The organism is Microbacterium resistens, from assembly GCF_021172025.1.
In the GTDB taxonomy this organism is placed as follows: Bacteria; Actinomycetota; Actinomycetes; order Actinomycetales; family Microbacteriaceae; genus Microbacterium; species Microbacterium resistens.
The window spans coordinates 3,518,221-3,543,376 of record NZ_CP082781.1 but is presented as its reverse complement, the minus strand read 5'-3'; the positions used below and the strand labels follow the sequence as shown (position 1 = coordinate 3,543,376).

Genomic DNA, 25,156 nt, shown 5'->3' with positions numbered 1-25,156 from the left:
CCGCGGGTCAGGCGCGCAGGTTCTCCGCAGGGCGAAGTCGGGCGGCGCGGACGGCGGCGAGACCCCCTCCGCCCGCACCGACGATCAATCCGCTCCCCAGCGCGACGGGCAGGAGCAGGAGATCGAACACCGGCGTCCAGCGCTGGCCGATGGTCACGGCGAGGATCGCGCACATCCCGAGAAGCAGACCGACGACCCCGCCCGAGAGACCGATGAGTCCTGCTTCCCAGGTGAGGAGGGCAGCGATCTGGTGATCTCGTGCGCCGAGGGCCTTGCGCATCCCGATCTCTCCCCGCCGTGCGTTGACGGCGAGAAGAGAGGAGTTGGTGAGTGCGACGACGGCGACGATAAGAGCGAGAAGGGTGAAGGCCGCCAGAGTGATCCTCACGCCCTGTTCGATCTCTCCCCGGAGCTGGGCAGAATCCGTCGGCGCGTGGACGGTGATGCTCTCCCGCGCGAAGGGATTCAGGGCGGGAGGAAGCTGTCGCGCGACCTGCGGTGCGGCGCCTGCCGCTGTGACGGTCAGGAGGGTCGCGTCGACGGCGCCGGGCAGCTGCGCCTGGTCCGGCGAACCGACGATGGCCTCACCTCGAAGCAAGGGAAGGCGTGAGGACTCGGTGATGATCCCGGCGACGACGTACTCTGTGCCGTCGATGGATACCACCGTCGTCTCCGCGATACTGCCGAGACGGAGGTCTTTCGCGAGCAGGTCGCCGACCAGTGCTTCATCGCTCTTCAACGCTCCCGTGTGCCACGGCGCCTCGGCGACGGCGAGACGGGCAGCAGCAGCGATGTCGCCGAACGCGATGTGGGAACGGACCTGACGGGCTTCGGCGAACGTGGAGACGGTCCCGGGCCCGAGGCTCACCATGAGCGCGGCGGATTCGACGCCGTTCAGCTTCTCGGCGATGGCCGGAGAATCCTCGAGAGACGGAGCATGCGGTGCTCCGGTGGACCAATACGCCGTGACTTCCCGGTTCAGATGGGCGTCGAACGTCGCGGCGACCTGCGCGGAGGCGGAAGCGGACAGTCCCAGAGTGGTGATCGTCAGGCCGACCGCGATCGCGACCGCGACGAGCTGACCGACAGACTGCGTGGTCCGTGACCATACGGAGGCCCAGGCGTCCCGCACCACGTCGCCGAGAGCCGAACGAGCATGGTGTTGTTCGGGTTCGTCAGCCAGAGCGGAATCCCCGGAGGAGACGGCGGGGCGCGCGTCCTCTCCGCCTGCCTCGCCCTTCCCGCTGTCCGACACCACACGTCCGTCCATGATCCGCACGGTCCTTCGTGCCCGGGCCGCGACCTCGGCCGCGTGGGTGACGATGACCACGGTCGCACCGTTGTCGTTGAGTCGCTGCAGTTCATCGAGCACCTGGCTCGCCGTTCGGGAGTCGAGATTCCCCGTCGGCTCATCGGCGAGGATCAACGGCGCTGCCGACGCCGTGGCCCTCGCGATCGCCACCCGCTGGCGCTGGCCGCCGGAGAGCGTGGAGGTGCTCTGCTCGGCGCGGTCCCCGAGCCCGACCGCCTCAAGGGCACGACGTGCGCGCTCTCGACGCTCCGGGCGGGGCCTGCCTCGGTAGAGCAGGTTGAGTTCGGCGCTGTCGATCGCGGGACGACCCTCCAGCAGATGGAACGCCTGGAAGATGAATCCGATCGTTCGTGCGCGCACCTGCGCAGCAGCGCGGTCAGCCCTCGAGTTCACCCGTTCGCCGGCGAGCTCGTACTCTCCCGCTGTCGGGGCGTCAAGCAGCCCGAGGATGTTCATCAACGTCGTCTTGCCTCCGCCCGACGGACCGATGATCGCGACGAACTCCCCCCGTTCGACGACCAGATCGACGTCCTTCAAGGCGTCGACATCCGCACCGCGAGCGACGGTATACGTCCGAGAGACACCCCTTAGGCGGATCATCGCGCGTTCATCCGACACGGACGTCTTCCCCTTCACGGAGGGCGTCCGCGTCCCGGGGCGCAAGCGCGACCTGACCTCGATGCGTCACGATGACGTCCACCGGCACTTCCCTGAAGGATCCGTCCTCCTCGTGCCTGAAGACGGCGGCTCGCCCTCCCCCACGATCCGCGACGGCAGAGACGGGCACGAGGAGCGCCTCCTCCGCCAAGAGCATGCGCGTGACGACGACCCGCGCAGATCCGACCGGCACGGTCGGCGGCAAGGCGGTGTTCGGTGTGATGGTGAGGGTCACCTGCGGACCCGGGTCTTCGGCCGTTTCCTCGCCGCGGCCATCCGGTCTCGGCTCCGGCTCCGCGTCGCCCTCGCTGCCCCCGGCCGCCCCGCGGATCTCTCCGACCGTCGCTTCGACTTCCTTCCCGGCGATCGAGATCGTCGCGACGTCGCCGGGGACGATCCCGCCCTGTTCCGCCGGCGTCGTCGTCACCGTGACCACGACGTCCGGCGCTCCGAGTTCGAGGTCCGCGCGGCCCGCCGCGACAAAGGTGCCGACAGCGACACCGCGAAGCACCTGTGCCGTCGGCCAGGGCATGGCAACGAGGCCGGAGACCGGCATGTACGCCTCCTCCTCGACCGGCGGCGGAGCGGACGGCGTCGTCCCGGGAAGCCCCTCAGCGGAGTCCGTCAACGGACGCTCCTCGGGCCGCGGCCGGACCGGTGCGACGTAGCCGCGATCGGCGTGCCATCGAGCGACGCCGTCCGCTGTCCCGGCTCCGAACACCCCGTCGGGCACGACGTCATAGCCTTGCTCGGACAGCACTGTCTGCAGCGCGAGAACGTCCGGGCCTCGGTCGCCGAACCCCATGTCTCGATAGAACGCGAAGGACGACTGCGCAAGAAGCACCGGATGCCCGTTGACCTCAGTGAGGATCTCCCCCGACGAGACCGCGGAGCCGGATCCGACGGGCTTCGCCGTCACGACGGAGAGAGCGTCGCCGGACACAGGCTGAAGAGCGACTTCCCGCCGGGAGGACGGCCCGATCATTCCCGTGAACGTCGTGTCCTCGCTCACGGTGCCCCGTTCGACGGTCGCGAGGATGGGGCCCGGCGATGGCGGCCTGGCGTTCGCTTCCTGCTGCGCCGGCGATTGGAACAGTGTCGCCAGGATCCAGAACACGGTCAGAACGCCCAGCGCCCCGGCGCCGCAGACGCCGATGAGAACCGACCGCCGAGAGAGTCGGGTGACTCGCCCAGACGCCGGGCGCCCCGTACCGTCCCGTCCGTTCACGGGGCTCCCGGCGCGTTGGCCGCGATCGACTCCAGCAAGACTCGATGGTGAGCCTTCGCCTCGGCACGGATCCGTTCCAGCTGATCCCGATTGGCGTCCAGGAGCTTCTGCTGCTCCTCCCACTCGCGGTCATAGCGAAGCTCGGCCAGCCCACTGGATGTCCGGCATTCAGCGTCTGCGACGGCCACGGCGATCTCCTCCGCGGAGGCCGTCATCGACGCTTCCGGACCGGTGAGCCCGAACCGCTGACTGACCTCCTGTGTGGGCATCTGTCGATCGTCCTCAGGGACGGCGAAGTCGATCTGCGCGGAGAGGCACTCGCGCCATCGAGCGACGGCTCTGCGAACCTCGTCGTCCTGCTCGACGATGTCCGCGGCCTGGCTTGCGAGGCCGTTGACATAGTTCCAACTATCGACATCGCGGAGCCAGTTGAGGGAGATGTCGGTCGATCTCACCTTGTCACTGCAGGCGTCGAAATCTCGCATGAAAGCCGGATCGGCGACGGCGGGATCGGTCGCGTCCCCAAACTCCCACCAAAGCTGCACGGAGACTTCGTCGGCGTTCGGTGCATAATGATAACCCCAGGTTGCGGCCGTGAATTCGTTGAAAATCCGGTTCCCGACCCGATTCTGGTCCTTACGCGTAGGAAAATCGGTGTTCTGCCAAGGAACAGGCCACGACCGACCCGCTTCCTGCAGACACCGCCCGATCAAGAGCTGCTCCGCATAGTTTCCCAGTTCAGGGGAATAGACGATGAACTCATCCAGAGGCATCGCCCATTGCTCCTGGTTTTTCACGACGGCTTGCCCGGGCGCGCTATTCGCTTCAGCGCTACATCCCGTGAGTGAAATGAGAGTCAAACACCCGATCAGCCAGGCGACGGAACCGTATCGTGACGCACCGCTCACTCGCACCGGCCCGTTCTCGCGCTCGCCCGGTAGCTCTCAAAGTGCGCCGAGGTGACGGTGTCATTCCAGCCGATGGAGCTCAGGTTCGCGTACCCGGATCCTCGTGAGACGTACTTGATCTTCCCGGTTCCCCAGAGATCCGCAGCCATGAACAGACCGTCCCGAACGCCGTTGTTGTAAACGGATGACGCCACGTCGTCGACCCAATAGTCGCGGAAGTCGTCGACACAGTAGGAGAAGTACAACCTACCGGGAAGCTGCCACCAGTCCACGTCGTAGTCATATCCGGACCAGAAGCAGGCGAGCCCCCGATCGCAGTCCGCCGGGGCCGCAGCGGCCGCCGGCTGGCTGAATCCGATAATCCCGCTCAGCGCCAGGAGCGCCGTGGCAATCAGCGCACCTCTTTTACGACCCCGAAAAGACCGCACCTTTTCACCATGCATTTCAACCCCCCTGGACAGATGCATGTTCTGTTCTGCACGGTATTCGCAGACAGCGGACCGCGCAAGATTTGTACTGGTATTTTGATTCCTCCTGTCTGCTCTCTACCGGAACCTCCTTCGAGCGGTCGACGCCCTTCGGAACCAGTTCGGAGCGGGCACTTCCGCCTCGAAGACGTGCTCCTCACGGGTCGTTTGTTGCGCTCCGTGTCGCCGGCGGTTGGGCGGTCGAGCGCAGCCGCCTACTCTCGGATGATCGGTCCAGAGTCAGGAGCATCCCGTGAGCACGCCGCAGACCCGCCTTTCGCCCCTCGAGGTGCGTGAGCGTGCGGCGTGCATGTGCGACCACGGCGACGTGTGCTCCTCGTTCGCACCGGGTCACGCGCTGCATCTGATCCAGGCGCGCCTCGCCGCCGCGACCCCGGCCGGGTGGGTGGATGCGCTCGTCGTCGACGCCGACCCCGCACGCGGGATCGTTCGGCTGACCACGCTCGACGGCACGGCGCACACCGTCTGGAACGCCGGGGGCGCTGCGCTCGAGGCCGCTCCCGGAACGCCGGTCGCCCTGCACACGACGTGGCACGTGCTCGCCGTCGGAGCGGTCCGTTACAACGTCTCCCCCACCGCCGGTCGTTGAGCGAGCGCAGCGAGACGAAACGCCCAGCCGTTGTCCGGTCGTTGTGCGAGCGCAGCGAGACGAAACGCCCCAGCACGTTTCGTCTCGTCGCTGCGCTCCTCGCTCAACGACCGAGCAGCCTCGGCGCCGCGTTCGCCGGCCGAGGGGCGGGAAGCGGACGGGCTAGGCGCCGAGCTCGCGCAGGAAGCCCTGCACGTGCTCCTGGAGCCGGAGGATCCTCAGCTCGCGCGCGGTCTCACGGTCGTACCCTTCGTACGCCAGCGCGGGAAGGCGGCGGACGTTCGCGGAGCAGCCGAAGTTCGCGCAGATCAGCGTGCCGATCGTGTTGCCGTTACGGCCGGACGCACCGGCCTTGCGTGCGGCGAAGAACTGCACGTCGTTGCGGAGCGTGACGTCCTCGCACCACGAGCACTGGGTCCGGGCGAGCACGCGCTGCTCGGCCTGCTGAAGGAGGACGGACACCGGGCGGCCATCGAGGTGCGCGACGGCGTAGGCGCGGCGGGGCATCTTCGGATCGGTCCAGGCCAGCACATCGAGTCTCTCGAAGTCGAGTTCGCCGAAGTCCGGCGGCAGAGTCGCAGTGGTGGCCTCCTTGCGGGAGGCGTTGACGAAAGAGGCGCGGATCTCGCGCTCGGTGACGGGAAGCATGTCGTTCTCAGTTCTCTGCGGGGCGGCGTCGCCGAAGGGCGCACCGCCGACACGGCGGAGGATCCCGGGGATCCTCCGAAGGAGGGGACGACGCCCGAGGTACGGACGCCACAGGGACGCAGGCGCAGCAGGCGCCGCGTACGACGAGACACCGATGACGGGGGTTCCGCCACCGGCCGTCGGTCAGCCTCTGCCGCCGGCGCGCGACGCGCCGACGATCACCTTCCGCATCCTTCGGACACCGGAGTACAACACCCCGACAGTCTACCGCCGCCCGTCGGCCGGTTCGCGCGGGAGGCCGGGCGCCGCCCTCCCGCCGTGCGGAGCGACGCCACCCTTTCCGGACGCGGACCCGCGGTGGGGAAGGGGTGTCGTGAGGGGGCCCGCTCGCTAGGGTGAACCCATGGCTCACAGCGTCGGCGCCGGGATGCCCCTGCGCGACTACCGCATCCATCGCTACGTGAACGCGTTCTGCCCACGATGCCACGAGGAGGATCCGGAGCGTCCGCTGGAGGAGGTCCTGCGTCTGTCCGGCTGGCTCGCCGACCGCGACGGCACGGTCTGGCTCGAGCGCGGCTGCCCGGATCACGGTCTCGTCTCGACGCTGTACGACGAATCGACCGAGATCCTTCGCTACCTGGAGCAGTGGACGGCGCCGACCAAGGTGCACGCCCCCGATACGACGGGGAACTTCAAGCCCGTCCCCTCCGCCTATGCCGACGGCCTGCCGCAGATGCAGACGCAGCACACGTGCATCCTCCTGGAGGACTTGACCGACCACTGCAATCTCCGCTGCCCGACGTGCTTCGCCGAGTCGAGCCCCGCAGCCAGCGCGATCGCCCCGCTCGCGGAGGTCCTCGCCTCGGTCGACGCGCGGCTCGCGAAGGAGAACCAGCGGATCGACGTGCTGATGCTGTCCGGCGGGGAGCCGACGCTCTACCCGTGGCTGGAGCAGCTCATCGAGCACCTCGTGACGCGGCCGATCGTGCGGATCCTGCTGAACTCGAACGGATTGCGCATCGCGAACGACGACGCCTTCGTCGCCTTCCTGCGTCGGCACCGGGAACGGGTGGAGGTCTACCTCCAGTACGACGGCGAGAGCGCCGAGGCCTCCGCCTACCATCGCGGGGCCGACATCCGCCGCTTCAAGGAGCGCGCCCTGGAACGCCTCTCCGCGGCCGGCGTGTTCACGACCCTGACGATGACCGCGGCGCTCGGGGTCAACGACGGGGAGATCGGCGCGGTCATCCGCCGCGCGCAGGCGACCCCGTACGTCGGCGGTGTGACGATCCAGCCGGTGTTCGGATCCGGGCGCTCGGCCGGCATCGATCCCGAGTCCCGGCTCACGCACACGGGAGTCCTCGCGCGCCTCGGGCCGCAGACGGACGACGAGATCACCTGGCGCGACCTGACGGCGCTGCCCTGCAGCCATCCGCATTGCTGCTCGGTCGGCTACTTCCTCAAGGACGACTCCGGGGAGTGGAAGTCGCTGGTCGGGCTCATCGGCCACGAGCGGCTGAAGAGCTTCCTGGATCTCAACCCGGATCTCCTGGCCAACCGCATCGCCGACTCGAACGTGAACAAGGCGATCCGCGACGTCGTGAAGAACTCGCTCCTCGACCTCTTCAGCGAACAGTCCTCGCTGTCGCACCCGTCGATGGGGGACATCTGGCGGGACATCTGTGTGAACTGCGACCTCGGCATCGGCACGCTGGCGGCCCTCGCCGCCTCGCGCCTGCCCGGTCAGCACCAGCGCATGCGGGAGATGATGGGCCAGCGGGTGCTTCGTGTCACGATCAAGCCGTTCATGGACATCAACACCATGATCGAAGAGCGCCTGACGCAGTGCTGCGTGCACGTCGCGACGGTGAATGAGACCACCGACGAGCACCAGTGCGCGCCGTTCTGCGCGCTGCAGGCGTGGGCTCCGCTGTCCCGGACGCGCCTGTCCACCGCCACGGGGTCCCCCGCGGTCGCGGAACGACAGCCCGTCCGTGAGCCTCCCGGTCCGGCTGCCCACGCGGACGGCCGACGCCGTCTCCCCCTCCGGGTGGCGCGGTGACGGAGGACCCCGGGGCGCCGATGCCCCTGAACCAGTACGACCCGGTCGTCGGGGATCCCGCTCCCGCCTTCGACCCGCTCCGGCTCTGCGTGTTCACCACGATCGCCGTCATCGCCTGCGTGCTCGGTCCGATCGCCGTCCTCGTCTTCGCCGTCGTGGCGATCCTCGGCTATGCCCGCGCACGCCGCGGCGGGCTCCTGCGTTCGCGCTGCAAGCTCGGAGACACGCGCGTCGTGCTGGCGTACCTGTCCGTCGTCGCCGTGGCAGCCGCCGTCGCCATCCCGTTCTGGATCGGGATGTGGATCCGGGTGCTGGGGTGAGCCGATGTACCCGACGCTGAGCGACCTCGTGCCCTGGCTTCCCGCCTGGGACACGCATTCGGCGTTCGTCGCGGTGGCGATGCTCGCCGCCGGGGTCGTGTTCCTCGTCGAACGTCGGCGTCGCGGCGTCACGGATCCCCGGCTCGCCTACCTCGTGCTCGGCGCCCTCGCCGGAGCCGCTGTCCTCTCCCGGCTCGGCACCTGGGCCCAGCACCTCGATCCGTCCCGGAACCTCGGTCTCGTGGATCAGCTGCTGCGGGGGAACGCGTCGGTGCTCAGCGCCCTGGTCGGGGCCTGGCTCGGCGTGCACGTGGCCAAGCGCATCGTTCACTATCCGGGACGCTCCGGCGACCTCTTCGCCCCGGCGGTCGCCCTCGCCCTGGCGATCGGCCGGATCGGGTGCCTGCTCACCGAGCGCCCGGGGACGCCGACCGGAAGCACGTGGGGCATCGTGCTCGACGAGGCCGCCGCCGAACGGCTCGGCGCGCCGGCGGGCGTCGCGCTGCACCCCAGCCTCGTGTACGAGATCCTGTTCCATGCCGCGGCGTTCGCGGTCCTGTGGTTCTGGCTCCGTCATCGCCCGATCGCCGCGGGCGAGACCCTCACGCTCTACATCGCCGCGTACGCGGTCTTCCGGTTCCTCGTCGAGTTCGTCCGCGGCAACGACGTCGCATGGATGGGCCTGACCCGACCGCAGCTCTTCCTCCTCGTCACCATCCCACTGCTGGCCGCGCGCCTGATCTGGATGGCACGGACCGGCCGGTTCCGCGCCGGCACCCACGCACTCCCGGAGAGGATCGCGCCCCATGAGCAGCACGCCTGACGACGCCGCCGTCCCTCCCCCGGACCCGTCGGCGGCACCGGATGCACCCGGTCCTTCCGCTGGGGCCCCCGACGGCGCCCTCCCGCCGCCGTCGTTCGCCGCTCCGCCGCCGCCGTTCACCCCTCCGACCCCGGCGGCCCCGGCCGAGAGCACATCGGCGCCGTGGGTTCCTGGCGCGCTCCCCTCGGACGCGCCCCCGACCCCGTACGAGGCCGGTTCGTGGACGGGCGCGACCTACCCCGGATACGCATCAGGCGGTCCGCTCCCGCCTCAGCCGGGCGCCCCGAGAGCGGGCATGTCCACGGGCGCGAAGGTCGGGATCGGCTTCGCGGTCGGATGCGGTGCCGTGCTCGTCGGGCTCGGGATCGTCGTCTTCGCCGGCATCCTCACTCTGCTCGGACCCTGTTTCGGGATCAACGTCGCCTGAGCGATCCACCGGACCGCCACCCGCTGAGGAGGACTCATGACGAACCCGCCGTCCGACGCCGAGCCCGACGAGCCGTCGCCCGCGGACGCGACCCCGCCCTCGGAAACCGATCCGCCGACCTCCCCGGGTTTCGCTCCCCCTCCACCGCCGCCGGACGGTCCCGAGGGAGCGCCGCAAGGACCCATGGGCGCGGCCGGCCCGCTCCCCCCGCCCCCTCCCCCCGCGCCCGCCGGTCGCAGCGTCGGAGCCGCCCGCGGCATCGGCGCCACGGCCGGGTGCCTCGCGCACTTCCTCGGTTTCGCCCTCATGATGGCGACGCTGTCCGCTGCCGCGTGGATGGGGCTCTTCGCGATGGTCTGGCCCTACGTGCTGATCCTGCTCGTATCGGCGCTCCTGCTCATCCGGCCGTCCACCCGACCGTACGCCGTGGGCGCCCTCATCGTCGCCGCGGCCTCGTGGATCGTGCTGATCGGTCCGTGCCTGCTGTTGTTCAGCGGGCAGAACTTCTGACGACCTGCGCGCGGGAACGTGCCCTCGACGCCCTCGTCTCAGGCCGTGGCCATGGCCGATCGCACGGTCATGCAGGCGTCCATGCAGGCCTTGCACGCTGCCGCACACATCCGGCACACCTCGCTGTGCTCCGCGTGCTCCATGCAGGCGTCCATGCAGACCTGACACATCGCGATGCAGGCGTCGAGCATCGCCATCATCGCCGCGGGCGTCATCCCCTGCATCCGCATCATCGCGCGCATCATCGTGTTGCACATGTCCGCGCAGTTCATGCATGCCGGTGCGCACGACATCATCTGGGTCGAGCAGACCGTACAGGCCTGCTCGCATGCCGAACACGCGTCCATGCACGCTTGCATCAGCGACATGTCCATCGTGGCCATGCCCGGCATGGCGTCCTTCATCGAGCCCATCATCGTGGCGTCCATCACGCCCTCCTCGTCCTCGCGGCGGAAAGCGGGCAGAGAAGGACCCGCCTGTGGCCAGGGTAGACCCCGACGCCGCACGCGTCGACGGGCGGGCGCCGCGGCGCGGAGAATCCCGCCGCGCAGCGGCGGAGGTCGACGCGCAGCGGCGCCGCCCACAAAAAAGGCCACCCCTCGTCGGGGTGGCCTGAGCTCACGGTGGTCCTGTTAACGCGAAAGAGGCCACCCTGCGTTGGGTGGCCTCTTTCGTCTAAAAGGAGTCCGGCGGTGTCCTACTCTCCCACAGGGTCCCCCCTGCAGTACCATCGGCGCTGTGAGGCTTAGCTTCCGGGTTCGGAATGTAACCGGGCGTTTCCCTCACGCTATGGCCGCCGAAACACTATTGATGTTTCAATCAAAACCAAGAACATGACGAGTCATGTTGTTGGGGTTCTCGACCGTACATCGAGAACCACTCAGTGGACGCGAACACCTAGAACGGTGTGTTATCAAGTCATCGGCTTATTAGTACCAGTCAGCTACACACGTTGCCGTGCTTCCACATCTGGCCTATCAACCCAGTAGTCTAGCTGGGAGCCTCTCACCCGAAGGTATGGAAGTCTCATCTTGAGGCCGGCTTCCCGCTTAGATGCTTTCAGCGGTTATCCATCCCGAACGTAGCTAACCAGCGGTGCTCCTGGCGGAACAACTGGCACACCAGAGGTTCGTCCAACCCGGTCCTCTCGTACTAGGGTCAGATCCTCTCAAACTTCCTACGCGCGCAGCGGATAGGGACCGAACTGTCTCACGACGTTCTAAACCCAGCTCGCGTACCGCTTTAATGGGCGAACAGCCCAACCCTTGGGACCTACTCCAGCCCCAGGATGCGACGAGCCGACATCGAGGTGCCAAACCATGCCGTCGATATGGACTCTTGGGCAAGATCAGCCTGTTATCCCCGAGGTACCTTTTATCCGTTGAGCGACAGCGCTTCCACAAGCCACTGCCGGATCACTAGTCCCGACTTTCGTCCCTGCTCGACCTGTCAGTCTCACAGTCAAGCTCCCTTGTGCACTTACACTCGCCACCTGATTGCCAACCAGGTTGAGGGAACCTTTGGGCGCCTCCGTTACTCTTTGGGAGGCAACCGCCCCAGTTAAACTACCCACCAGGCACTGTCCCTGAACCGGATCACGGTTCGAAGTTAGATATCCAGAGTGACCAGAGTGGTATTTCAACAATGACTCCACGAACACTGGCGTGTCCGCTTCACAGTCTCCCACCTATCCTACACAAGCCACACCGAACACCAATACCAAGCTGTAGTAAAGGTCACGGGGTCTTTCCGTCCTGCTGCGCGTAACGAGCATCTTTACTCGTAATGCAATTTCGCCGAGTTCGCGGTTGAGACAGTTGGGAAGTCGTTACGCCATTCGTGCAGGTCGGAACTTACCCGACAAGGAATTTCGCTACCTTAGGATGGTTATAGTTACCACCGCCGTTTACTGGGGCTTAAATTCTGAGCTTCGCCGAAGCTAACCCGTCCTCTTAACCTTCCAGCACCGGGCAGGCGTCAGTCCGTATACATCGTCTTGCGACTTCGCACGGACCTGTGTTTTTAGTAAACAGTCGCTACCCACTAGTCTCTGCGGCCACCACACCCTTTCCCGCGCAAGGCGGTATAAGTGGATGGCCCCCCTTCTCCCGAAGTTACGGGGGCATTTTGCCGAGTTCCTTAACCACGATTCTCTCGATCTCCTTGGTATTCTCTACCTGACCACCTGAGTCGGTTTGGGGTACGGGCAGCTAGAACCTCGCGTCGATGCTTTTCTCGGCAGCATAGGATCACCCACTTTTCATCCGCATCGTGTCTCAGCCTCAATGAGTCACGGATTTGCCTATGACTCGGCCTACGCACTTGCACCAGGACAACCATCGCCTGGCTTGGGCTACCTTCCTGCGTCACACCTGTTAATACGCTAGCCGCCCCAGCATAGGGTCGTGTGCTCCACCAGCCGGTGCCACCCGAAGGTGACGATGACTGGCTTCGGACACTTAGCATTACTGGATTAGCTTGGGCGGTTCTTCGCCGGTACGGGAATATCAACCCGTTGTCCATCGACTACGCCTGTCGGCCTCGCCTTAGGTCCCGACTTACCCAGGGAAGATTAGCTTGACCCTGGAACCCTTGGTCTTCCGGAGGACGTGTTTCTCACACGTCTTTCGCTACTCATGCCTGCATTCTCACTCGTGTAGCCTCCACGGCTGGGTCACCCCGCCGCTTCACCGGCCACACGACGCTCTCCTACCCATCAACACGGCTGGACCACGAAGGCCTACCTATAAATGTCAATGCCACAACTTCGGTGGCGTGCTTGAGCCCCGTTACATTGTCGGCGCGGAATCACTTGACCAGTGAGCTATTACGCACTCTTTCAAGGGTGGCTGCTTCTAAGCCAACCTCCTGGTTGTCTAAGCAACTCCACATCCTTTCCCACTTAGCACGCGCTTAGGGACCTTAGATGGTGGTCTGGGTTGTTTCCCTCTCGACTATGAAGCTTATCCCCCACAGTCTCACTGCTGCGCTCTCACTTACCGGCATTCGGAGTTTGGCTGACGTCAGTAACCTTGTAGGGCCCATCGGCCATCCAGTAGCTCTACCTCCGGCAAGAAACACGCAACGCTGCACCTAAATGCATTTCGGAGAGAACCAGCTATCACGAAGTTTGATTGGCCTTTCACCCCTATCCACAGCTCATCCCCTCAGTTTTCAACCTAAGTGGGTTCGGCCCTCCACGACGTCTTACCGTCGCTTCAGCCTGGCCATGGATAGATCACTTCGCTTCGGGTCTAGGACACGCGACTGAATCGCCCTATTCAGACTCGCTTTCGCTACGGCTACCCCACACGGGTTAACCTCGCCACGTATCACTAACTCGCAGGCTCATTCTTCAAAAGGCACGCTGTCACCCCTACTAAGGAGGCTCCAACGGTTTGTAAGCAAACGGTTTCAGGTACTATTTCACTCCCCTCCCGGGGTACTTTTCACCTTTCCCTCACGGTACTTGTCCGCTATCGGTCATCTGGGAGTATTTAGGCTTATCAGGTGGTCCTGACAGATTCACACGGGATTTCACGGGCCCCGTGCTACTTGGGATACTCTCCACGCCATGCAAGGCATTTCGGCTACGGGGTTGGCACCCTCTATGACCGGCCTTTCAAGACCGTTCGCCTATACCTCCACGTCACGTCGGACCTTCGGCAGAAGATCCAGGAAAGTCCCACAACCCCGGGCATGCAACGCCTGCCGGCTATCACACACACCCGGTTTAGCCTCATCCGGTTTCGCTCGCCACTACTCACGGAATCACTGTTGTTTTCTCTTCCTGTGGGTACTGAGATGTTTCACTTCCCCACGTTCCCTCTACCCGCCCTATATATTCAGGCGGGAGTCACTAGGTCGGCACGCCGCCCAGCGGGGTTTCCCCATTCGGACATCCTCGGATCAAAACTCGCTTATCAGTTCCCCGAGGCTTATCGCAGATTGCTACGTCCTTCTTCGGCTCCAGATGCCAAGGCATCCACCGTTTGCTCTTAAAGACTTGAAATCACATGAGCCGACCCCGACAGGAAAATCGGGGCCGTATCTATCGTTTCGAACTCAAACCCGAAGGCCTGAGCCCTTTAAGATGCTCGCGTCCACTGTGTAGTTCTCAAAGTACGGGCGGTACCCCTCCCCATCCACCAACCGGCAGACAACGAGAGGCCCAGAGGAACGGACTCACATCCGGTCCCTCAGGACCCAACAGCGTGCAGACGCCCCGCTCACCAACCCCCACCTTCCAACCAGACCCAAAGACCTGGCGTACTAACGAGAATCGGCCGCGCCGACGTCATGTCAAATGTTCCACCCATGAGCTCCCAGCGAGCCACATTCGGGCCCGATCTGGGTTCTGGACACCCGAAGGTGTCAGATGCTCCTTAGAAAGGAGGTGATCCAGCCGCACCTTCCGGTACGGCTACCTTGTTACGACTTAGTCCTAATTACCGATCCCACCTTCGACGGCTCCCTCCACAAGGGTTAGGCCACCGGCTTCAGGTGTTACCGACTTTCATGACTTGACGGGCGGTGTGTACAAGACCCGGGAACGTATTCACCGCAGCGTTGCTGATCTGCGATTACTAGCGACTCCGACTTCATGAGGTCGAGTTGCAGACCTCAATCCGAACTGGGACCGGCTTTTTGGGATTCGCTCCACCTCACGGTATTGCAGCCCTTTGTACCGGCCATTGTAGCATGCGTGAAGCCCAAGACATAAGGGGCATGATGATTTGACGTCATCCCCACCTTCCTCCGAGTTGACCCCGGCAGTATCCCATGAGTTCCCACCATAACGTGCTGGCAACATAGAACGAGGGTTGCGCTCGTTGCGGGACTTAACCCAACATCTCACGACACGAGCTGACGACAACCATGCACCACCTGTTCACGAGTGTCCAAAGAGTTGACCATTTCTGGCCCGTTCTCGTGTATGTCAAGCCTTGGTAAGGTTCTTCGCGTTGCATCGAATTAATCCGCATGCTCCGCCGCTTGTGCGGGTCCCCGTCAATTCCTTTGAGTTTTAGCCTTGCGGCCGTACTCCCCAGGCGGGGAACTTAATGCGTTAGCTGCGTCACGGAATCCGTGGAAAGGACCCCACAACTAGTTCCCAACGTTTACGGGGTGGACTACCAGGGTATCTAAGCCTGTTTGCTCCCCACCCTTTCGCTCCTCAGCGTCAGTTACGGCCCAGAGATCTGCCTTCGCCATCGGTGTTCCTCCTGATATCTGCGCATTCCACCGCTACACCAGGAATTCCAATCTCCCCTACCGCACTCTAGTCTGCCCGTACCCACTGCAGGCCCGAGGTTGAGCCTCGGGATTTCACAGCAGACGCGACAAACCGCCTACGAGCTCTTTACGCCCAATAATTCCGGATAACGCTTGCGCCCTACGTATTACCGCGGCTGCTGGCACGTAGTTAGCCGGCGCTTTTTCTGCAGGTACCGTCACTTTCGCTTCTTCCCTGCTAAAAGAGGTTTACAACCCGAAGGCCGTCATCCCTCACGCGGCGTTGCTGCATCAGGCTTCCGCCCATTGTGCAATATTCCCCACTGCTGCCTCCCGTAGGAGTCTGGGCCGTGTCTCAGTCCCAGTGTGGCCGGTCACCCTCTCAGGCCGGCTACCCGTCGACGCCTTGGTGAGCCATTACCTCACCAACAAGCTGATAGGCCGCGAGCCCATCCCAGACCGAAAAATCTTTCCAAACGTTGACCATGCGGCCACGTCTCGTATCCAGTATTAGACGCCGTTTCCAGCGCTTATCCCAGAGTCCAGGGCAGGTTGCTCACGTGTTACTCACCCGTTCGCCACTAATCCACCAGAGCAAGCCCCGGCTTCATCGTTCGACTTGCATGTGTTAAGCACGCCGCCAGCGTTCATCCTGAGCCAGGATCAAACTCTCCGTAAAGAAAAAATGCATACCCCACCGGGAAAACGGTGACGCAGCGAGTTTGAAACTGACCAAAAAGACAAAATCAACTGACTTCATCCACAGCCAACCCCAAAGGGCTGACCAATTTTGATCCAAAGGAATCTCCCCCAGCCGAAGCCGAGGCGAGGTTATTTGGCATTTGACAAGTGCACGCTGTTGAGTTCTCAAGGATCGGATGCTCCTGCGTTCGGGCCTCGCGGCCTTCCCTTCAGGGCAACTTCTCTATCTTATCCGCTTGATCGAGGCTGTCAAATCGACACGCCGAGAGGATCTCGCTGGATCGGCGCCCCTCGCGGGGCAACTTCACTAGCTTATCCGTCCCGGCCGGTGTGTCAAATCGACGGTCCCGGCGGACGACCACCGCCCGGACGCGGACGTCCGGTTCACCCTCGAGGAGGGATGTGGTGGATGTTCGCCGCTTGGGGAGTCAGACCTTCCGGCCTTCCGCTCTACCGCTTGGGGCGAACAGGTAATAACTTACGCGGATCCCCCGCACCCGGCAAATCGCGACGGCCCGCCGGGCGTGTCGCCGCTCCCCGCCTGCCTCGGTACCATCGCGCCATGCGCGAGATCACCGCCCCGCATCCTGCGTCCACGTTCCTCGGCGATCGCTCATGAACGCCGCGCGGGGTCTCCTGGATCGCATCGTGCGCGAGATCGGGGTGGATCCCCTCGCCGTCGCCGAGGCACCGGACCCCGGAAGGCCGGTGCCCCTCCCCTCCCGGCTTTCCGTCGGCGACCTCGCCTGGGCCTGCGTCACGGCGGTCCGGCTCGCCGCGGGTCTCTCGGTCGCGTACGCCCCCGGCCCTCGCCGGATCGCGGTGGCCTACCGCAGCGACCAGGTCCTGCGCCTCGACGGGAAGGCGCCGCGAACCTGGTCCCCCTCCTCCGGGTTCTGGCGTGCGGCGGACGGCTGGGTGCGGACGCACGGCAACTACCCGCACCACGCGAAGGCGCTGCGGGACGCGCTCGGGCTCGATCCCGCGGACGAGGAGGCGGAGCCCGAGCGCCTGCGCGCCGTGATCGGCGGCCGGTCGGTGCACGATCTCGTGGCGTCCGTCACGGCGAGCGGCGGACTCCTCGTCCCCGTGCGGGCGGAGGATCCCCCCGCCGATCGCGTCTGGCGGCGGACCCCGCTCGTGGCGTCGTCGCGCGCGCACCTGTGGCCGGCGCCCTCCGCCTCCCCGCGGAGTCCCGGCGCTCCCCTGACCGGCGTCCGCGTGCTCGATCTCACCCGCGTGATCGCGGGCCCCGTCTGCACCCGCACCCTCGCCCTCCTGGGCGCGGACGTGCTGCGGATCGACCCGCCGCACCGTCCCGAGCTGCCGTGGCAGCACCTCGACACCGGGCACGGCAAGCGCTCGGCGGTCCTGGACGCGTCCTCCGCACGGATGCGGGAGCTGATCTCCGGCGCCGACGTCGTGGTCCTGGGCTACCGGCCGGGATCGCTGGCGAGGCTCGGGCTGAGCCCCGAGGCGCTCACCGCGGCGCATCCCCGCCTCATCGTCGCCCAGCTCAGCGCGTGGGGCGAGGCGGCTCCGGAACGTGCGGGGTTCGACAGCCTCGTGCAGGCCGAGTCCGGGATCGCGATGGTGGAGGCCGACGGGGCCGGCACCCCCGGCGCCCTGCCCGCCCAGGCGCTGGACCACAGCGCCGGGTACCTCCTCGCTGCGGCGGTCACCGCGGCGGTGCGGCACCGCGACGCCGACGGACGCGGGGCCGTCGTGCGCACGTCCCTCCGGCGCGTGGCCGCCGAGCTGCTGGGGCTGCCCCGGCGCGAGGAGCACGGGGACCCCGCACCGGATGGATCCGGGCACACCCAGGAGTTCACCGTCGGGGGCCACCGCCTCGTGACCGCGGCGCCGGTCCTCCGCGGTCTCTCCTTCGCGCCGCCGCGCCCCTGGGGCGCCGATCCCGCGGTCTGGGAGGCCCCTGCCACGTCGTGATCAGCGGCGCCGGAGGAGGATGACGAGGCACAGCACGAGCGTCGCCGCCGCCCAGATCGCGCACCCGGGAGGCAGGACGCGGTAGGCGATGAAGGGCACGGTGTGCGCGGGGTCCGTCCCCGCGGCGCCGGGCACGCCGTAGTGCACGACGCCGACGACGCCCGCGACCACGAGTGCCACCGGCAGCGACGCCCACCAGAGCGCGCGGACCGGAAGCGGCAGGAGCATCGGAGCCGGCCGTGCCTGCCTGCGCCGCAGCCACAGGATCCCGGCGATCCCCAGGACGATGAGCCCGAAGGCGCCGGATCCGTACTGCAGCCACTTGTACCCGGCCAACGGTCCCCATCGCGCGTCGAGCCCGGGGATCCAGTCCGAGCCCGCGCGCCCCTCGTGGGTGAAGGCGTCCCACAGGATGTGGCTCGCGATCCCGAGGGCGAGCCCGCCGAGCAGCCACAGCGTGCCGGGCGGCGACGGGAACGTCTCGCGCAGGGAGGCCCGGAGCCCGGCGTCCCAGGTCTCGGGCAGCCGTTCGGCCAGGACCCGCGGAGCGAGCGCGCGTGCGGCGGGCCGCAGCAGCAGCCGCCACACCAGGAGCAGCACGACGGCGACGACGAGAGTGAGCGGGAGCATCCTCGGGTCGTGCGTGGCGTCGTAGTCCGGCGCGATGCCGGCGGCGGGACCACGCAGGAAGAGCGGCAGATCCGGCGCCATCGCGCCGACCGCGACCGCCGCGGGCGCCAGCGGCGTGCGCACGAAGGGAAGGGCGACCACGGCGTGGCTCGGCGTGAAGGGCATCGCGGTCCTCTCGTCGTTCGCAGACGCGGTCAGGGCGTGGCCAGCAGGCGGTCCACCGCGTCGCCGAGGCGATCCGCCATCCCCGTCTCCCCCGCGACAGCCGTCCGCTCGGTCAGACCGGTGTCGGGATGGTCGGTGATGATCCCGTCGACGTTGTCCCGGTAGAGCGCGCGCATGGCGGCCGGATCCTGCACCGTCCAGACGAGGACACCCTTGCCCTGGTCCCACACCGCGTCCCGCCGGGATGCGTCGTAGGCGCTCTGCTCGAGCACGAGGAAGTCCGCGGGGGTCTCCGGAACGCCGCCGTAGGCCAGCGGCACGATGAACCCCACCGTGAGATCCGGGCGGAGCTCCTTGATCCGGGCGACCGCGTCCGCGCTCAGGGAGTGGTAGATGTGATCGCGCGCGTCGTCGACGCGGTCGATCAGCTCCAGGAGCTCGCGCACGTAGTCCGCGGACTCGCCGCCGTGCAGCTTCACCTCGATGAGCAGCGCCTGGTCGAGCTCGTCGGCGCGCCTCAGGTACTCCTCCAGCGAGGGGATCCGCGCACGATGCCCGGCCTCGTCGCGCACCGTGACGGCGGTCGCCTCCTCCGTGGTCATCCGGCCGACGGAACCGTCGATCCCCGCCAGCCGCCGCAGATCCGCGTCGTGCATGAGCACCCACCCGCCGTCCTCGGTCTGCTGCACGTCCATCTCCACGAGATCCGCTCCCGCACGATGGGCCGCGTCGAGCGCCGGGATCGTGTTCTCCACCCCGCCGTCGACGAAGCCCCGGTGCGCGAGCACGAGCGTCGCGCCGTCCGCGCGCTCCGCCAGCGTTCCCCCCGCCGCGACGCCGGCGCCGCCCGCGCCGAGCACGAGCCCCGCGGCCACCACCGTCGCCGCGATCCTGCGGCGCACGCGAGGCCATGCCGGGGCGGCGCTCGTCGGCAGGGGTGCTCGGCTCGCCGCCTGCGCCGCCGTGACGAGCGTCTGCGCCTGGACCATCAGGAACACGCCCACCGTGAGGAGCACGAGGACCTGTGCGATCCCGAGGGCGACGGCGGCGACGACCGGCGATGACCCGGGAGCGACGGCGTCCGTCACGACCACGGGCAGGACCGTCAGCAGTCCGATCAGCCCGAGCGCCACCGCCATGGGGACGAGGACCGCGATCAGCAGGCCCGCCGTCCGCAGGCTCCGCCACCGGGTGAGCCGCCAGCTGCGCGCGAGGGCGGCGCCGACGCCGATCGGCTCGAGGACGAGCATCGGCACGGTGAGGATCAGCCGGAGGTTCAGCCACCACAGCACGAGCAGGATCAGCAGGTAGGCCGCGGCGTTCTGCGGCTCCTTGAGCAGCTCGTCCGAGACGAAGGCAGGCACGGCGACCCAGCGCGTCAGCACCGATCCGATGCCGGCCTGGCCGAGCGGCACCAGGAGCAGCAGGTACGGGACGAGCAGCAGCGACGACGGCCGCCGCAGCAGCTCCGCCACCCGCCGCCGCACCAGGCGGAGTCCCGCGCGCTCGGCGGACCGATCGTGTCGCTCTGCGCGGTCGCCTTCTGTGGTCTCCGCGGCCTCGCCGGCGACCGGCGCGCGCCCGTCGGCGGCCAGGCGGTGGACGGCGACGGCCGCGTACAGCGCCGCCTGCAGCAGCAGCGCGACGACGACCAGGACGAGCGAGAGGACGGCGAGCGCGATCCCGGCCGGATTGCGCAGGAACGTGCCGATCGTCGTGGTCGTGAGCGCCGTCAGCCCCGAGGCCCGCGTGGCCAGGCCGAACAGACCCACCAGGAGCGGTGCGGCCACCAGCGCGACGACCCCCTGCGTGACCGCGACGAGAAGGATCGTGCGCCCGAGGTCCCGGAACGAGAGACGGTACCCGGCGGCGACGCTCCGGCGCAGCGGCATCGGCGGACGGGCGGGGGCGGACCGGGGCATGACACGAGTCAACCATCCCCGGCCCGCCGGGCCCGGTCAGCCCCGCGTGCCGACGACCTCCAGCGGCATGGTGCTCGTGTCGAGATACGGGTTGTCATCCTGTCCCTCGACGAGCGCCTTCGCCTCGGAGACGGTCTCGACCGTGGGGCAGGATCCGATCAGCGGCCGCTTCGCGGTCTCCCGCATCGTGAGGAGCGCCACCCCGCCGACGGCGGCGAAGAACATGATGTAGAACGCCGGCATGTAGGCGTTCCCCGTCAGCTCGATCAGCGCCTGGCTGAACAGCGGGGTCGTGCCGCCGAAGAGCGACACCGCGAGGTTGTACGCGATCGCCATCGCGCCGAAGCGCGACGCCGTCGGGAAGAGCGCCGGAAGCGCCGACGCGGCGATCGCGACGTAGAACGCCACGGGCACCGCGACCATCGCGAGCGCGAGCATGACCGCCCATTCCTCGCCGATCTGCATGACGGCGAACGCGGGGAGCATCAGCACGAGCGTCGATCCCACAGCGATCGCGTACACGGGCTTGCGCCCGATGCGATCCGACAAACGCCCGATGAGCGGGAGGAACGCGCTCATCAGGATGAGCACGGGCACGGTCGCCAGCGCGGCCATGAGGTTGGACACGCCCACCTCGGTCTCCAGGTACGTCGGCATGTAGCTCGTCAGGGCGTATCCGGCCGTGTTCGTCGCCGACACGAGCGCGATGGCGATGAGGATCTCGCGCCAGTGATGCCGGAAGATGCCCACGACGCCGTGCCGCGCCAGCGGGTCCTCGGGATCCGCCTCGGTCAGGCCTGCGGCCTCCTCGGCCTCGTACGCCGGGGTCTCCGGGATCCGGAGCCGGAACCAGATCGCCACGGCCCCCAGGGGGATGGCCGCGAGGAACGGGATCCGCCAGCCGAACTCGAGCATGGCCCCCGGGCCCGCGATCGCCTCCGTGATCCACGTCGTGAGACCCACCACGGTGGCGCCGGCGGCGAAGCCCACGTACGAGCCGACATCGAGGAAGGACGACCAGTACCCGCGAGAGCGATCCGGCGAGAACTCGGACACGTACGTGGTGGCCCCGGCGTACTCGCCTCCGGTCGAGAATCCCTGCACCATCTTGAGCAGGTACAGCGGCACGATCGCCCACAGGCCGATGGCCGCCGACGTGGGCAGCATCCCGATCAGCGCGGTGGCGGCAGCCATCATCGCCATCGTCAGGAACAGCACCCGCTGGCGTCCGATCCGGTCGCCGAGGGGGCCGAGGACGAGCCCGCCGAGCGGGCGGACGAGGAACGACACCGCGAACCCGAGCAGGGTCACGAGCAGCCCGAGCCCCTCGGGGAGATCGGCCGTGAACACGGCGCTCAGCGTCACGGCGAGGTAGCCGTACACGCCGAAGTCGAACCACTCCATGAAGTTGCCGACGACCGTTCCGGAGATCGCCGTCCGCAGCCGGGATCTCTTCACGATCAGGACGTCGTCGACGCGCATGCGTCGGTTCTCCGGGGCGGGCGCGGTGTCGTTGCGCAACGGGGATCAGCTCCTTGGGCCTCATCGGTGTCGGCCTGCTTCGGCCGGACGAGCCCACGACGCTACCCACGCCGCCTGGATCCCTTGCCCGGCGGACGCCGTGTGCTAAGAGGCTGATCAGGTGCGGAATCGCGGCGTTCTCGAGGGAGGACGCAGCGCGCGACACGCCCGGGAACCGCCGGGCGTGTCGCGCGTGCGTCCGTCCCCCACGCCCCGTGCCGAGTCCCTCCTCGTCCGCCGAAACCCCCTCCGCGCGCCGAGACCCCCTCTCCCGCGCGTGTTTCCGAGGGGGTCTCGGCGGGGAAAGGGGGTCTCGCGGGTCGGGGGACGAGGTCAGGAGGAGGCGCGTCGCCGGATCCGTGCGACCAGGATCGCTCCGGCGCCGAGCACGAGCGCGAGCACTCCGCCGACGACGAACGGCGTCGAGTCGGCGCCGGTGACCGCCAGGTCGCCCGGGCGGGCGGCGGGGCGCCCGTCACCCGATCCGGGCCCGTCCGCTGCGGCGCCGCCGGACGCCGTGCCCGAGGCGGAGCCGGACGCGGAGGTCGAGCTTCCGCCGCCGTCGGAGGACGCTGACGCCGACGCGGCGGTGTCGGACGTCCCCGAGGCCGAGGCCGAACCCGAGGCCGCAGCGGAACCGGACGCCGCAGCAGAACCCGACGCCGCAGCCGAACCGGACGCAGAGGCGGAACCCGACGCAGAGGCGGTCGCGGCGGCGGTCGCGGTTCCGCCTGCGTCGGAGGAGGCCGAGGCCGACCCGGACGCACCGGCGTCGGACGAACCGCTCGCGGCGGCGTCGGAGGACCCGCCGGCCGAGGCGGAGGCCGTTCCGCCGGCGTCCGCGGTCCCGGCCGCGTCCGCGGTACCCGCCGCGGCGGCGTCCGAGGACGCGCTGGCCGAGGCGGAAGCCGTCCCACTCGCGGAAGCCGTCCCACTCGCGTCCGCGGTCCCGCCGGCGTCCGCGGCCCCCGCCGCATCGGCAGCGGCACCGGTCTCCCCGCCGGGATCGGCCACGGGGGTGACGGGGCCCACGGTCGCGGGCTCGGAATCGCCGGCGGCCGAGTGCGCCACGACGGAAACCGTGTAGGGCGTGCCGTTCTGCAGCCCGGTGATGACGCACGCAGCCCCGTTCGTCGTGCACGACATCGGCGCCGCGGCAGTCGCGACCGCCCCGTCGGCGCCCGCCGGCAGGGCGCGCGCGGTGTAGCCGGTGATCCCCGTCTCTTCCGCGGGCACGGACCAGCTCACCGAGATCGAGCCGTCGCCGGGAAGGGCGCGAACGTCCTGCGGCGTCGCGGGCAGCTGGGGCTCGGGGGCCTCGTCCTGGAGGAGCTGGACCTGGTCGATCGTCCAGAACGCGCTGTTCTGGCCAGTGTAGTGGAACGAGAACCGCGCCTCTTGAGCGCCGGTCGGAACGTCGAAGGTGAGGGCCTCTACGCGGTTCGTGTCGATCTTGTAGGCCTTGAGCGCCTGCTCCGGCCCGCCATCGAAGCTCACCCGCACCTCGGCGGTCTGCGGGCCGTCGATGAAGTAGTTGGTCGCGTAGGACAGCGTCGCGGTCGGGACTCCGGTCAGCGGGTAGGCCGGGCTGACGAGCGTCGAGTCGAAGGGGCCGGCGTCGTGCGGCCTGTCGTCCCACTCGTCCGAGTCCGCGACGGCGAACACGTCGCGGTTGCGCACGCTCGCCTCCCGCATCTGGCCGCCCTCGACCGCGGTCCAGAACTCGTCCGTCGCGAAGCTCCACCCGCGCCACTCCGTCACCCCGCCCGCGGGCATCCGGGAGTTGTCGATGCTCCACCCGTCCGGGGCCTGGTCGGTCCAGCCGAGCGTGTCCGGACCGGGACGGGTCTCGTCGACCTGCGGGCGAAGAGCCGGTCGCAGGGCGTCGAAGGGGTCGACGACCTGATCGGCGAAGGCCCGTCCGTCCAGATCCGCCGCCGGCTCGGTCTCGATCCCGTTCGCCCGCAGGACCTCGGGAGCGATGTCGACGATCTTGACGTCGTGCCGGACGGAGCCCGCGGGGATCCCGGGACCCGCCGCGATGACGAAGGTCTTCCGCTCCGCCGCGGTGTTGCCGCCATGGCCTCCGGTGGGCTTGTGACCGTGGTCGGCGGTCACGACGATCAGCCATTCCTCGTCCGCGTAGGTCGCCCGCTGACGGATCGCCTCGAGCATCTCGCCCAGCTGGCCGTCGGCCCGCCGCAAGGCCTCCGCATAGGCGGGCCCGTTCGTGCCGACCGAGTGCCCGGCACCGTCGACCTCGTCCAGGTGCACGAACATGTTGTCGGGGTTCTCGGCGCGGAGCAGGTCGACGGCCTTGGCCGTGGTCCCCGCGTCATTGCCGCCGGCGACGCGCAGATCGACCGCGGGGCCGAACACCGTCTCCGGGATCGGGCTCCAGGTGCCGACCACCGCGGTCGAGGCGGCGGGGTCGGCCGCCTCGATCCGGGTGAGGTAGTCCGGGTACTGGTCGTATCGCGGATCCGTGAAGCTGTTGTCGATCACGTTGTGCTTGTCCGGCCACACGCCGGTGGCGATGGACGACCATCCGGCCCCGGAGACGGTCGGTGCCATCGGGTTCGCGAACAGGTTGCTCGTGGCGGTCATGCCCTGTTCCCGCAGCGCGGTCAGGTTCGGCATTCCGGCCGGTGCGAGGAAGTCGAAGCTCGCTCCGTCGATCCCGACCACCAGCGTCTTCCGGCTGTGGGTGCCGTCGGGGAGGACGGGGTCGGCGGCCGCCTGGGCGACGGTCGGGACGGCCACGGCGAAGGCCGAGGCGAGGACGAGGGCGGCACCGGCGCAGACGGGGCGTCGGAAGGGCGACATGGGGATCTCCGTGGGTCGAGAGCGGCGAACGGGCGAGCGCCCGTCGCGCCCCAGTCTGGCGAACAAAGGAATACAACTTCCGGGCGAGCTGCCAGTTGTCGATATATGTTCGCGACGCGTTCACCGGTCGGGTCGCCGCACGGGATCGCCCTCGGTGAACGGCGCCGCCCCCGTCGTCTCTGCGCACGCACCGAGACCCCCTCGGAACGCCGAGACCCCCTCTCCCGTGCGTGTTT

17 protein-coding genes and 3 rRNA genes are annotated in these 25,156 nt (G+C 67.7%); 7 read left to right on the top strand and 13 right to left on the bottom strand.

Annotated elements, in window-relative coordinates; translation table 11 throughout:
- Positions 1 to 7 precede the first annotated feature (7 nt).
- The 4 genes from K8F61_RS16640 to K8F61_RS16625 all read right to left on the bottom strand — a co-directional run bounded on the left by K8F61_RS16640 (position 8) and on the right by K8F61_RS16625 (position 4,533).
- Positions 8 to 1,930, bottom strand: coding sequence for an ABC transporter ATP-binding protein/permease (locus tag K8F61_RS16640; RefSeq protein WP_231819940.1), 1,923 nt, complete (start codon positions 1,928 to 1,930; stop codon positions 8 to 10).
- Positions 1,920 to 2,981 (bottom strand): peptidoglycan-binding domain-containing protein, encoded by a 1,062-nt coding sequence (locus K8F61_RS16635; RefSeq protein WP_231819938.1) that lies wholly within the window; start codon positions 2,979 to 2,981, stop codon positions 1,920 to 1,922. The genes K8F61_RS16640 and K8F61_RS16635 overlap by 11 nt, the downstream gene beginning before the upstream one ends.
- 212 nt (positions 2,982 to 3,193) lie before the next feature.
- Complete coding sequence (locus K8F61_RS16630) at positions 3,194 to 3,994, bottom strand: hypothetical protein (RefSeq protein ID WP_231819937.1); 801 nt, start codon at positions 3,992 to 3,994, stop codon at positions 3,194 to 3,196.
- A gap of 107 nt (positions 3,995 to 4,101) precedes the next feature.
- Entirely contained in the window at positions 4,102 to 4,533 is a 432-nt protein-coding gene (locus K8F61_RS16625) for a peptidase inhibitor family I36 protein (RefSeq protein ID WP_231819936.1), read from the bottom strand.
- Positions 4,534 to 4,825: 292 nt separating this feature from the next.
- On the opposite strand from K8F61_RS16625, the gene K8F61_RS16620 reads away from it, so the two are divergent.
- The gene (locus K8F61_RS16620) at positions 4,826 to 5,182 is read left to right on the top strand and encodes a hypothetical protein (RefSeq protein WP_067247276.1); all 357 of its coding nucleotides are present in this window, start codon (positions 4,826 to 4,828) and stop codon (positions 5,180 to 5,182) included.
- Between the two features lie 162 nt (positions 5,183 to 5,344).
- Here K8F61_RS16620 and K8F61_RS16615 read toward each other — a convergent pair whose 3' ends face one another.
- Entirely contained in the window at positions 5,345 to 5,830 is a 486-nt protein-coding gene (locus K8F61_RS16615; protein ID WP_231819934.1) for an FBP domain-containing protein, read from the bottom strand.
- A 403-nt stretch (positions 5,831 to 6,233) separates the two neighbouring features.
- Here K8F61_RS16615 and K8F61_RS16610 point away from each other — a divergent pair, with 403 nt between their 5' ends.
- The 5 genes from K8F61_RS16610 (at position 6,234) to K8F61_RS16590 (ending at position 9,972) form a co-directional block, all read left to right on the top strand.
- Entirely contained in the window at positions 6,234 to 7,892 is a 1,659-nt protein-coding gene (locus K8F61_RS16610) for a radical SAM protein (RefSeq protein WP_231819933.1), read from the top strand.
- Positions 7,889 to 8,212 carry a hypothetical protein gene (locus K8F61_RS16605; RefSeq protein ID WP_231819931.1) on the top strand — a complete coding sequence of 108 codons (324 nt, stop codon included), beginning with the start codon at positions 7,889 to 7,891 and terminating at the stop codon, positions 8,210 to 8,212. The genes K8F61_RS16610 and K8F61_RS16605 overlap by 4 nt, the downstream gene beginning before the upstream one ends.
- A 4-nt stretch (positions 8,213 to 8,216) precedes the next feature.
- The gene (locus K8F61_RS16600) at positions 8,217 to 9,035 is read left to right on the top strand and encodes a prolipoprotein diacylglyceryl transferase (protein WP_231819929.1); all 819 of its coding nucleotides are present in this window, start codon (positions 8,217 to 8,219) and stop codon (positions 9,033 to 9,035) included.
- A complete protein-coding gene (locus K8F61_RS16595) occupies positions 9,019 to 9,462 on the top strand; it encodes a hypothetical protein (RefSeq protein WP_231819928.1) in 444 nt (147 codons plus the stop codon). The genes K8F61_RS16600 and K8F61_RS16595 overlap by 17 nt, the downstream gene beginning before the upstream one ends.
- A gap of 183 nt (positions 9,463 to 9,645) precedes the next feature.
- Positions 9,646 to 9,972 carry a hypothetical protein gene (locus K8F61_RS16590; RefSeq protein WP_231819927.1) on the top strand — a complete coding sequence of 109 codons (327 nt, stop codon included), beginning with the start codon at positions 9,646 to 9,648 and terminating at the stop codon, positions 9,970 to 9,972.
- A 38-nt stretch (positions 9,973 to 10,010) separates the two neighbouring features.
- Here K8F61_RS16590 and K8F61_RS16585 read toward each other — a convergent pair whose 3' ends face one another.
- From K8F61_RS16585 to K8F61_RS16570, 4 genes are all read right to left on the bottom strand, one after another.
- A complete protein-coding gene (locus K8F61_RS16585; protein ID WP_231819926.1) occupies positions 10,011 to 10,400 on the bottom strand; it encodes a four-helix bundle copper-binding protein in 390 nt (129 codons plus the stop codon).
- A gap of 256 nt (positions 10,401 to 10,656) precedes the next feature.
- A 5S ribosomal RNA gene (rrf, locus tag K8F61_RS16580) occupies positions 10,657 to 10,773 on the bottom strand.
- A 108-nt stretch (positions 10,774 to 10,881) separates the two neighbouring features.
- Positions 10,882 to 13,984 (bottom strand): 23S ribosomal RNA (locus K8F61_RS16575).
- A 377-nt stretch (positions 13,985 to 14,361) separates the two neighbouring features.
- A 16S ribosomal RNA gene (locus K8F61_RS16570) occupies positions 14,362 to 15,886 on the bottom strand.
- Together the 16S, 23S and 5S rRNA genes form the textbook arrangement of a ribosomal RNA operon.
- Positions 15,887 to 16,524: 638 nt before the next feature.
- Between K8F61_RS16570 and K8F61_RS16565 the strand changes: the two genes are divergently transcribed.
- A complete protein-coding gene (locus K8F61_RS16565; protein ID WP_231819925.1) occupies positions 16,525 to 17,856 on the top strand; it encodes a CoA transferase in 1,332 nt (443 codons plus the stop codon).
- Here the strand turns inward: K8F61_RS16565 and K8F61_RS16560 are convergent, their stop codons facing one another.
- The 4 genes from K8F61_RS16560 to K8F61_RS16545 all read right to left on the bottom strand — a co-directional run bounded on the left by K8F61_RS16560 (position 17,857) and on the right by K8F61_RS16545 (position 24,920).
- On the bottom strand, positions 17,857 to 18,651 hold the full coding sequence (locus K8F61_RS16560) for a DUF4184 family protein (protein ID WP_231819923.1): 795 nt from the start codon (positions 18,649 to 18,651) through the stop codon (positions 17,857 to 17,859).
- A 29-nt stretch (positions 18,652 to 18,680) separates the two neighbouring features.
- Positions 18,681 to 20,573 carry a glycerophosphodiester phosphodiesterase gene (locus tag K8F61_RS16555; protein WP_231819922.1) on the bottom strand — a complete coding sequence of 631 codons (1,893 nt, stop codon included), beginning with the start codon at positions 20,571 to 20,573 and terminating at the stop codon, positions 18,681 to 18,683.
- 36 nt (positions 20,574 to 20,609) lie between these two features.
- Complete coding sequence (locus K8F61_RS16550) at positions 20,610 to 22,055, bottom strand: MFS transporter (protein ID WP_067250767.1); 1,446 nt, start codon at positions 22,053 to 22,055, stop codon at positions 20,610 to 20,612.
- A gap of 372 nt (positions 22,056 to 22,427) precedes the next feature.
- Complete coding sequence (locus K8F61_RS16545) at positions 22,428 to 24,920, bottom strand: alkaline phosphatase family protein (protein WP_231819920.1); 2,493 nt, start codon at positions 24,918 to 24,920, stop codon at positions 22,428 to 22,430.
- Positions 24,921 to 25,156: the final 236 nt, after the last annotated feature.

What these genes read in the sequence shown, in the direction of transcription:
- K8F61_RS16615 (WP_231819934.1), bottom strand. Translation starts at nt 5,830, where the DNA reads ATGCTTCCCGTCACCGAGCGCGAGATCCGCGCCTCTTTCGTCAACGCC.
- K8F61_RS16610 (WP_231819933.1), top strand. Translation starts at nt 6,234, where the DNA reads ATGGCTCACAGCGTCGGCGCCGGGATGCCCCTGCGCGACTACCGCATC.
- K8F61_RS16600 (WP_231819929.1), top strand. Translation starts at nt 8,217, where the DNA reads ATGTACCCGACGCTGAGCGACCTCGTGCCCTGGCTTCCCGCCTGGGAC.
- K8F61_RS16595 (WP_231819928.1), top strand. Translation starts at nt 9,019, where the DNA reads ATGAGCAGCACGCCTGACGACGCCGCCGTCCCTCCCCCGGACCCGTCG.
- K8F61_RS16590 (WP_231819927.1), top strand. Translation starts at nt 9,646, where the DNA reads ATGGGCGCGGCCGGCCCGCTCCCCCCGCCCCCTCCCCCCGCGCCCGCC.
- K8F61_RS16585 (WP_231819926.1), bottom strand. Translation starts at nt 10,400, where the DNA reads ATGGACGCCACGATGATGGGCTCGATGAAGGACGCCATGCCGGGCATG.
- K8F61_RS16565 (WP_231819925.1), top strand. Translation starts at nt 16,525, where the DNA reads ATGAACGCCGCGCGGGGTCTCCTGGATCGCATCGTGCGCGAGATCGGG.
- K8F61_RS16560 (WP_231819923.1), bottom strand. Translation starts at nt 18,651, where the DNA reads ATGCCCTTCACGCCGAGCCACGCCGTGGTCGCCCTTCCCTTCGTGCGC.
- K8F61_RS16555 (WP_231819922.1), bottom strand. Translation starts at nt 20,573, where the DNA reads ATGCCCCGGTCCGCCCCCGCCCGTCCGCCGATGCCGCTGCGCCGGAGC.
- K8F61_RS16550 (WP_067250767.1), bottom strand. Translation starts at nt 22,055, where the DNA reads ATGCGCGTCGACGACGTCCTGATCGTGAAGAGATCCCGGCTGCGGACG.
- K8F61_RS16545 (WP_231819920.1), bottom strand. Translation starts at nt 24,920, where the DNA reads ATGTCGCCCTTCCGACGCCCCGTCTGCGCCGGTGCCGCCCTCGTCCTC.